Below are 2,543 nucleotides of genomic sequence, written 5' to 3' on the forward strand. Positions count from 1 at the left end.
AAGATATCCTTCGCGAGGTGGTCCTTCATGTTGGTCGCGTCCTTAAGGCTAAGCTCCTCGCTCTCCTCGACGAGCGGGTAGACGATGTATGCCTGGCCGCCCTTCGCAACCTCGTCGCGTACGACGCCGTAGGCCTTCTCCCTGTCCCGTTCGCGGAGGAGTTTCGTCGTGACCGGTTTCCTCCCGGCCGGGAGCTCGTCTATTATGGACACGTCGAGCTCTCCGTAGACCGTCATCGAAAGGGTCCGCGGTATGGGGGTGGCCGTCATGACGAGTATGTCGGGCGAGAGTTTTTCTTCCCCCCCTTCCCCCTCCCCCGCCTTCTTCTTTATGGCCGCCCTCTGCACCACGCCGAAGCGGTGCTGCTCGTCCACGACGGCAAGCCCGAGGCGTTTAAAGCAGACGTCCTTTTGAATAAGCGCGTGAGTGCCGATTAAGAGATCTACTTCTCCTTCTTTCACGGCGGAGAGGGTTTTTCTCTTGAGCGCGGCCGGGGTGTTGCCCGTAAGGCAGGCCGTGCGTACGCCGAGGGATTCGGAGAAAGCGCGGGTGGTAAGGAAGTGCTGCTCCGCGAGAATTTCCGTGGGGGCCATTATGGCGGCCTGCCATCCGTTCTCAACGGCATTCAAGACCGCCATGTAGCTGACGACGGTCTTCCCCGAGCCGACGTCTCCCTGTATGAGCCGGTTCATCGGGTGCGGGGCGGCCATGTCGCGCCGTACTTCTTCAATGACCCGCTCCTGCGCATTGGTAAGGGAGAAGGGTAGTAGCTCCCTGAGCTTCTTCTCGAGCCCGTAGTCGCCCTTGAAGGCCACTCCCCCTTCCTTCTTTATGGTCTTTCTTTTAAGGGCAAGGCCAAGCTCCAGGAGGAAGAACTCGTCGAAGGCGAGGCTCTTCCTCGCCGTATCCCGCAGCTCGGGCGGACCTTTGGGGGCGTGGAGTTCGGTAAAGGCCTCCGGGAGGCTCATAAGGCGGTGCCTCTCCGCCACCTCGCGCGGGACCCCGCCGACGGCCGAGCCGGCATAAGTCTCGACCGCGCCCCCCATAAGTTTCCTTATGGTCTTCTGGTGCATGTTATCGATCTGCGAGTAGACGGGCACTACCCCCTCGAACTCTTTGGCGTCCTCCTCCCCCGCCTCCCCCCCCTCCCCCTTTTCCACGAACTCGACGTCTGGGTGGATTATCTCCTTCTGGGCGCCGAAGGCCGAGACCTGCCCATAGACCATAAGCCTTCTCCCCGGATAGTACCTCTCACGCATGTAGGGGAGCCGGTAGTTGAACCATTTCAGTTTCAGTAGGCCCGTGCCGTCGGAGAGCACTGCTTCGAACAGTTTTCTCCTTCCGTACCTCGCCTCTCCAGCGGCCATGACCTCGCCTGTGGCGACCTCGTTTGCGCCGGGTTGAAGGGCGGCTATTTTTTTGATGCGGCTCCTGTCCTCGTAGCGTATGGGGAGGAAGTACAGGAGGTCTTCGACCGAGGAGAAGCCCTTTTTATTCAAGCGTTTTGCAAATTTGGCACCGACCCCCTTGAGGGCCTCGACCGGGGAGTTAAGGGTTTTGAGCCTCCCGGCCGTCTCGGCCGGAGAGAGCTCCGGGTAAGGGGGTGTGTCTTTAGCGGGTGCCGTAACCCCGCTAGGTGTAACCCCGCCGGGTGTAACCCCGCCGGGTTTAATTCTGAGGGTCTCAATAAGGGCCAGGGCCTTTTGGATGCGCTCTTTCTTCGTATCGGGGGCGAGGGAGTCGAAACCGGAGAAAGTCCCCTTAAGCTCGGTAAAGCTCTCTCCGGCCTCCGGGGGAAGGCCGAGAGAGAGTGCTTCCCGGCAGAGGGTATCGGCGAGCGGCCCTATTCCCTTCACGGTGTCGAGCCGGGCGAAGTCGTCCCTGGCGGCAAAGGTAAGCGGCTTCTTAAGGGATTCGATTATGCCGGAAAGGCGCTCTCTTGAGTTGGCGGGCATCTGGGTAAGCTTATGTTGCTTGTTAATTGTAGCGTTTAATACGTTGAATTATATGTTCTTATCTCGGGATGGGGCTGGCCTGAATAAGGGCGTGGTACTCCTGTATGGTGCTCACGTCGAGTTTTTCTTTAAGTATCGCTTTTATCCCCGTGGCCGCGGCCCGGGCCCCGGCCACGGTAGTGAAGTACGGGACGGCGAGCTCCACCGAAGACCTCCGTATGGAGTAGGAGTCCGCGACACTCTGGGCGCCGAAGGAGGTGTTTATAACGGCGTGGACCTCGCCGCTCTTGATCCTGTCCACGATGTTGGGCCTCTCCCCCTCGATGACCTTGGGTACCCTCTCGGCCTTTACGCCATTTCCGTTGAGGAAGTTCTTCGTCCCGGTGGTGGCGATTATCTTGAAACCCAACTCCTGAAGCTCGCGCGCCACGGGCAGGACCGCGTCCTTGTCCTCGTCCCTGACGCTGACGAACACTGTGCCTTCCGTCGGCAGCGTGTTGCCCGCGGCGATCTGCGCCTTGGCGAACGCCGTGCCGAACTCACCGCCTATGCCCATGACCTCTCCGGTGGACTTCATCTCCGGGCCCA

The 2,543-nt window shown here is 60.2% G+C and carries 2 protein-coding genes; both read right to left on the reverse strand.

Going from position 1 to position 2,543, the window contains the following annotated elements:
* The coding region (locus tag V3W31_07230) for an ATP-dependent DNA helicase RecG (protein ID MEE9614731.1) at window positions 1-1,955 on the reverse strand (1,955 nt) is incomplete at its 3' end.
* 58 nt (window positions 1,956-2,013) lie between these two features.
* On the reverse strand, window positions 2,014-2,543 hold a 530-nt coding region (carB, locus tag V3W31_07235; GenBank protein ID MEE9614732.1), incomplete at its 5' end, for a carbamoyl phosphate synthase large subunit.

This window comes from Thermodesulfobacteriota bacterium (genome assembly GCA_036482575.1).
In the GTDB taxonomy this organism is placed as follows: Bacteria; Desulfobacterota; GWC2-55-46; order GWC2-55-46; family JAUVFY01; genus JAZGJJ01.